The sequence below is a fragment of the Paenibacillus dendritiformis genome (genome assembly GCF_015845845.1).
GTDB classification, from domain to species: domain Bacteria; phylum Bacillota; class Bacilli; order Paenibacillales; family Paenibacillaceae; genus Paenibacillus_B; species Paenibacillus_B dendritiformis_C.
This window is the reverse complement of record NZ_LDIG01000127.1, coordinates 1-6791: the sequence shown is the minus strand read 5'-3', so window position 1 is coordinate 6791 and position 6791 is coordinate 1. Positions and strand designations below refer to the sequence as shown.

Annotated in this window: 5 protein-coding genes; all 5 read right to left on the bottom strand. The window is 60.6% G+C overall.

Annotated elements, in window-relative coordinates:
• Positions 1 to 746, bottom strand: a 746-nt coding sequence (locus ABD76_RS11285) for a DNA and RNA helicase (protein ID WP_197256925.1), incomplete at its 3' end; no start/stop codon positions are given.
• 30 nt (positions 747 to 776) lie between these two features.
• Positions 777 to 3443 carry an acetate and sugar kinases/Hsc70/actin family protein gene (locus ABD76_RS11280; RefSeq protein WP_197256924.1) on the bottom strand — a complete coding sequence of 889 codons (2667 nt, stop codon included), beginning with the start codon at positions 3441 to 3443 and terminating at the stop codon, positions 777 to 779.
• Positions 3444 to 3734: 291 nt separating this feature from the next.
• Entirely contained in the window at positions 3735 to 4436 is a 702-nt protein-coding gene (locus ABD76_RS11275) for an iron-dependent peroxidase (RefSeq protein ID WP_197256923.1), read from the bottom strand.
• Positions 4427 to 5713 carry a normocyte-binding protein gene (locus tag ABD76_RS11270; protein ID WP_197256922.1) on the bottom strand — a complete coding sequence of 429 codons (1287 nt, stop codon included), beginning with the start codon at positions 5711 to 5713 and terminating at the stop codon, positions 4427 to 4429. Before ABD76_RS11270 ends, ABD76_RS11275 begins: the two co-directional genes overlap by 10 nt.
• Positions 5714 to 6507: 794 nt before the next feature.
• A partial coding sequence (locus ABD76_RS11265; RefSeq protein ID WP_197256921.1) for a hypothetical protein occupies positions 6508 to 6791 on the bottom strand: 284 nt, incomplete at its 5' end.

The window sequence follows — 6791 nt, the reverse complement described above, 5'->3', positions numbered from 1 at the left end:
CGCATGTCCGGCGCCATGGCCCGGCCGCTGCCCGCTTCGCTCAGCACCCGGCGGAGGCCGGCGTAGAGCCGATCGTTGGTGAGCTCGCGGTAGCCGGTGCCGAGCCGCTGGCCGAGGTAATGCTGAATGACGTCACGCTCCACCGCGCCGCCGTTCAGGCACAGCATGGCGAAGGCGGCGTCATGCGCATGTTCGACGCGGGTCTTCAGCAGCTCCTGCGCGAAGTACCGCAGGATGAAGGGCGACAAGGTGCTCTGCCCGATGCCCGCATGCGGCACATGGATGACATTCAGCGTGTTGAATTCGGTAGACAGGTCGGCGAAGCTCTGGTAATCGTCCCGCAGCCGGGCGCCTTCCTTCAGCTTGAAGCGGCCGAGCTCCATCTCGTTCGCCTTCACCTCGGCCGTGTCCTCGTCCAGCACGATCTCCCCCGGAAGCGTCGTGAAGTCGCTCGACGGCTGCTCCGCGTGGAACCGGATCTTAAGCACGGTCTCCCTCCCGGTCGAGCGGTAAGGCAGCTCATGCTCCTGCTCCAGGATATAGATGAGGCCTCCATGCTTGACGATGCCTTTGCCGACCGTCAGGCTGCGGGGGCCGACCCGAACCTCGGTCCCGGCCAGCACCCCGCTCGAATAGGACTGGTAGGCGATGTCGACGAATTGCCGCGGGAAGTCCCGCAGATTCTCCAGCATGTCCGTCTTCAGAATCCGGCCCCGATGGAAATGCGGCACCTGATGTTTGAACAAAGCGCAGCCCTCCTTTCCGTTCTGTCTCGATTATTTCAAGCCGTCGAAGAAATCCAGCTCCGACAGATCATTCTCGAAGGCATAGAACTGCTTCGCGCCGATATAGAGCTGCTCGTTCAGCCGCGCGACCGGCACGGTCTCGAAGCCCCAGCTTCCGTCGCTGGCGAAGACGAACCATTTGGCCTCGCCGTTGGCGATCGAGTCCGTGTCATCCTGCGGAATCCGATCGCCGTATTCCGCGGCAATCTCCTCGTACCGCACCGGGCGGTACACCGTGAAATCATTGGCATAGACCGCGATATAGCGCAGCTGGCCGTCCGCGTTGCGGATGTTGAACTCGATCTCATGCGCGCCCAGCGGCCGCGAGATCGAGCCGCGCGCCTGATCCAGCCGTTCGTAGCTCGCGATCAGCAGCTTCTCCTGCCCGGTATGGGCCAGGGCGCTGACCGAGTACGGCACGATCGGCGCCTGGTTCGTCAGCCGCGCTTCGATCAGGCCCGCCTTCCGGGCGCTCAGGTAGCGAAGCGCGCCGCGCAGGCAGGCCAGCTTCAGCTCCGGCACCTTGCCGGAATCATCCGCCTTCTGCCGGAACTCGATCGCCCGCCCGGGCACGAACTCCTTCAGCGCTTCCCGGAAAACGTCGATCCGGCAGGATTGGCCGGTCAGCTTGATGATGGAATAATCCTGCAGCCGGCCGTCGCGGAAAAACTCGTCCAGGAACTTGTGCACAATCGCATAAATGTCGGCCCGAATGAGATGGTTGATCTCCTGAATGTTGAACACGACATCCGGCGGCTCGTGCACGTCCCGGAACTGCCCATTCTCCCGCAGCGACAGACACCACCGATCCAGGACCGTCAGATGCAGATCCTGCTCCGCCCGGCTGCCGCGCCCGGAATCGAAGCGGCTCCGCAGAATGCCTGTCCGGCGGAAAAATTCCTTCTTCATCCCGTCCGCCATCTCCCACAGGACGTAGAAATTGTTCCGCACCCGATGATACTCATCCCGGGAGCGGTGCTCATATTCCTTATACCGGGTCGGAATGACGGCCTCCGCCTCGCGGTAAGCGGCGTCGAACGCCGCGTAGACCGCCTCCGACCCGAATTCATCCACATGGCGGTACAGATCGGCCGCCGGAATGTCGATCAGCGAATCGATATCCGGCAACGTTCCGGCCGCCGCTCCGCCGCCGCGGCAATACCCGGCGAAGACGATTTTCATGAATTGCATGATCCGGTACGTAATGTTATTGCCGCCGAAGTTCGTATCCCCATTTTCATAGGACGTATGGATGTCCAGCTTGTAGGCGATGTGGCCGTCCTCGATGCGGAAGCGGCAGGAGGACAGGTCGGTCGTCCCTCCGCCGCAGTCGATGACCAAGGCTTTGTATTCCTCCCCGTCGAGGAAGCGCTGCTGTTCTATCTGATTGGCAATCGTGTTGTACAGCACGGCCAGCCCTTCGTCGAGCGCATCATCTGACTCGATCCGGTATTCCGGCAAAATGTCGGCAAACATCTCGATGAACTGCTTCTTCAGCTTGACCGGGCCCGACAGATGAAGATGCCGGAAGCGGCACTTGAACTGATGCTCCGCCATGCGGATGACATGGAGCATATAAGCCCGGATCAGCTCCTGCCGGGACACCGATGCCGCGTTCCCCTGCGCATCCATCACGTCTTCCCGCTTCTTGTAGTTGTTCACCCACCGCTTCATGCCGTGGAAAACGGTGGCGCTGCCGCTGTAGCCGTTCCTTTTCCGGTCCCGCAGCGCATCGTAACCGAAATGATAATGGATGCGCTCCGGATCGGAGCAGTCCGCGACGCCGATGACGGTCGGAAGCACCTCGATCCAATCCGCATCGGCAGACGTCGTATCGGGGAACGACACATAGTTGATCCGATCGAGGCGAATGCGCCCGCTCAGCACGTCGTTCGTATTGGGCGAAGCAATATAGCCGCTGTCCAAATACGCTCCGGCCGTCGTATTCGAGGTGCCGAAATCGATCGCCAGGATGGCATCGGTCTCCTCCAGCTCGCGGATGTCCAGATCGGTGACCGGAATTTTGTAATAATACAGATGAGCCGGCGGGAGCGGCGTGTCGCGGTAATACGTTCGATACACGTACTCGGATACCGCCCGCGGGAAGAAGAGCAGGCTATACTGGCGGTTCGCCGTCTTTTTCACCTCGGCCTCCTCGGCCATCGCCAAATAAAAGCTTCCCGGAGCCGAGCCGTCCTTCACCAGATTGAGAATGGCGCACAGCTCCAGATTTTCATTGACGAGCAGCACGTTCGATTCGGCCATCTCCGCCCCCGCCTCGACCCGGTAGCCGTCGAACCGATCCAGCTTCAGGCCGGAGTACAGCGTAATCTTCGCCGGAATTCGGATGCCTCCGGCATCGGGCAGCGGCGTGCCCAGATACTTTTTCATGGCCGCCTCGACCCGCTCGAATCCGCCCGGCCGGACGCCAGTGATGAGCAGACTCTCGTCTGCGCCCCGATATTTCATGATGGTCGCGATCAGTTCGTCCCGATCCAGCGTATGGATCAGCCCCTCGATCAGCTTCTCCCGCTGGCATATGTTCCGGAGCTGGAACGTCGTCATCTCCAACAGTTCCTCCCGGTGATATTGCGCCCGCTTCCGGTCATCCTCCCGGCGCCCCGGCTGCGTGTACAGCTTGTACGAGTATCCGGCCATAAGTTACCTCTCCCTCCGGCTGTCAACTTCGTGACCTGCCCTATCATGAACGGCCCATCCTTGGTTGCCACCATTGCGATGAACCGATAGCTTAACGTGCTTAACTATGCCATTGCATTTCTTTGAAAAAACCATCGTTCACCCCGGACAGTCTGCTGCTACAGGGAAATCTGCCACTACAGGACAGTCTGCTCCTACAAGGCAATCTGTCACTACAGGGCACCGGGCACTCTGCCATTACAGAGCAATCCGGCCCTGCTGGACAATCTGCTACTACAGGAGCTGCCCGGGCTAATACAGAGCAATCCGCCCCAACTGCATCGTGTCGTCCACCTCGATAATGCCGAAGTGATCGCGCCAGTAGACTTCCGTATGGAAGCGCGCCGGCAGGAACAGATCCGTAATCAGCTCTACCTTCGCCCGGACCGACTCCGACTTTTCCTGGCCGACATAGATGAGCAATTCATCCTTGTCCTCGCAATTCACGTAAATCGTCGAACGTCGGAAAATGCGCCGCATCGTATCCCGCAGCAAATAAACGGCCTCGCCCGTCTCATACAGGCGCAGCACATTGCACGCCACCGCTTCCTGCTCATCGCGGGTGAACAGCGGGATCGCTTCGCTCACGCGGCGGCCGAACCGTCCCTCCGCCATATCGCGCAGCACGAACCGGATATAATACTCGCGCCGGTTCATCCCCTGCCGGCGGTCAATCCCGGTCAGGAAGTGCAGAATGATATCGAACAACGCATGTCGCAGCTCGGTATCCTCTTCGTTGTTAATATCGAACAGGTCCTTGAACAAGTCGTAGAAGCGGTAGTACGGATTGACCTCTACCTTCTCCAGATGCTGCAGCGCGCGCGTGTTGAGATCCTCGAGGCTGAGCTCCATATAGGGCGAGTAGACGCGGGCCGGAGCGAACCGGATATCCTTCGCCTCGATGCCGGCTTGTTCCGCCTGGATGACCAGATCCCATATATAATTCACGCCCATTCCCCTTCACACTTGTATTCCGGAAAAAACATCTGCACTTCCGACACGAGGAAGCTCATCTGATCCTGAAGCAGGAAGCGCTCGTTCTCCTCCGACAGGCGAGCCCGGAAGGCGAGCCGCATCACCTTTTTGTCCCGTTCCGTGCGGACATTGTCGCTGACGAACGGATTCATCTCGTACGTCTCGGGCGAGCCGTCGCTCCGATCGCGGATGTCGACCCGCTCCAGTTCAAGCAGGCGAGCCGCATCGAACGCATGCAAAATGCGGATGATCTCCCCCGTCGCCCGCACAATCTGCCCCTGCCGGCGGGCATATTTTCCGATGAAGCCGTCCGTTCTCCGGTTGGAGACGAGCGGATAGCTCAGGCTGCCGAGGCGGGAGGCGACAGGCTGGGCGATTTTGAGGACGCTCCAGATGCCCGCCTTCTCCTGCGGCGACACGATCGTCAGCTCATCCCGCGAACGCTTGATATAGCGGATGTTCTCCTCGTCGCCCTCCACCAGATAGCCGTGCTCGCTGCCCGTCTTGTGCAGCGACAGCACATGCTCGTAGTTGATCCGATCGGAGGCGGGAACCGGGAAGCCGCTGTTCTTGATGGCCAGCCGCTCGATATTCCAGAGCGGAATGACATCGAGCCGCTTATATGGCTCGTATTCCTCCAGATCGACCGTAATCTCGCTGATCTCCTCATCCTCCTGCGGCACGGCGTCGCAATGCGTCAACAGCACGTCGACGAATTTATAAGCGTACGGATGATTGACCGTCTTCCACGGCACATTATTTTGCTGGAACACGTGATACAGCTTCTCGATCTCTTCGATATAGCGCCGGCTCTGCACGAGCCGGACCGAGATCGGGTAACGGCCGCCGGATGTGATCATCTCCCCCCGGAACATTCGCTCCCCGTCCAGCAGCCCCCGAAGCGATGCATAATCGCATTCCAGGAACAGCGTGAACAGCAGCGCCTCTTCCTTCCGCTGCATATGGTCCAGCAGACGGCTCATGTCGATCAGCTTCGGCGCCGCGTCCTCCGGCAGCATCGGGTGCAGGAATTCGTGAATCGGGTCCAGCTCGTCGCGGCGGCACAACGAGACGAAGACATCATGCTTCTCTTCGCCGTCCTCGACCTCATCGAACACTTTGCGCTCCATCTTCCGGTTCATCTCTTCCTGATACTCCACCAGATTGAGGAACAACCCGGTCATCAACTGCTTCAGCAGCTTGCGCTGCTCCAGATCCTCCATTTTGCTTAACCGATCGGAAATGATATCCTTCATGGCGATGATTGACCCCTCCTTCTCCTCCGCTTGCCCGGCGCGGGCATGCTCCCTCGCGTTTGCCTCTCCCGCGCCTCGCTGACACGGCATGCCCCCCGGGTGTCTTGGCTGCCGCTCCCGTACCCGACTGCGCGGCATGGCTTCCTGCGGAAGCGTCCGCGGCTCGGCATCAGGTAGGTTAGGCAACGGCAACGGAAGCGGCCCGGCAGGCAAGTTCCCCAAGCGGGGAGTGTCCGCCACGGATGTGTCCGGTTGAACACCACTGACAGGGCGGACTGCCACGATAGCGCCGGCGAAGCCCCCTCGACGGTTGAGCCTGCAACGGGTGCGTCCACGGGTGAAGGCCTGCTCTCGGACCCACTCGCAGGAACCAGGCTGCAGATCCCGCAGCGCCGCCGCTTCCCGCCCCGGACACGGTATGCCGAGGACAAGATATGCCCTTGCACTCATGCGTCACTCGCATGTTCCGGGCGCATCCGGGCAGAAAATCCTGCAAAACTACAGTTTTGCATGGTGGTCAGTGCCCGCTCCGCATCAATCCTGCAAAAATGCAGCATTTTGGCGGTCCATACCCGGATTTGGCCCGCTATGGGCAAAATTGATGTAGTTTTGCAGCAATTTCCACCTTTCGGCGCTGGTTCCGGCGAAAATCCTGCACGTGTGCAGAAATTCTTGATTAGCTCGCCCGAATTGGCATTATCGCGTTGGGGCGTCTTCCGCTTCTCCGGAGTCTGCCCCTGAATTCATGGCTGGGTTCGTGCTTGAACCGGCGCCGGAGTTCGCATCGGGATTCCTCACGGAGCCGGAACCCGAACTCGCATCCGGGCTTGCACCTGTACCCGTGTTCGTCCCCCGGTTCGCACCCGAGTTCCCTCCCGAATTCGCACCCGATTGCTCGCTCGTGCCCGCACCGGAGTTGGCGCCGGAACCCCGGGCCGCACCTGTACCGGATCCCGCGCTCGAATCGGCTCCCGCAGCCGCGCCCCCATTCGAGGCGCCTGCGGTTCCCCCCGCGCCGCTTCCCGTCCCGGAAGCGGGAGCGCTGCCGCCGCCGGAGCCTCCGCCCTGGCCGGCGGCA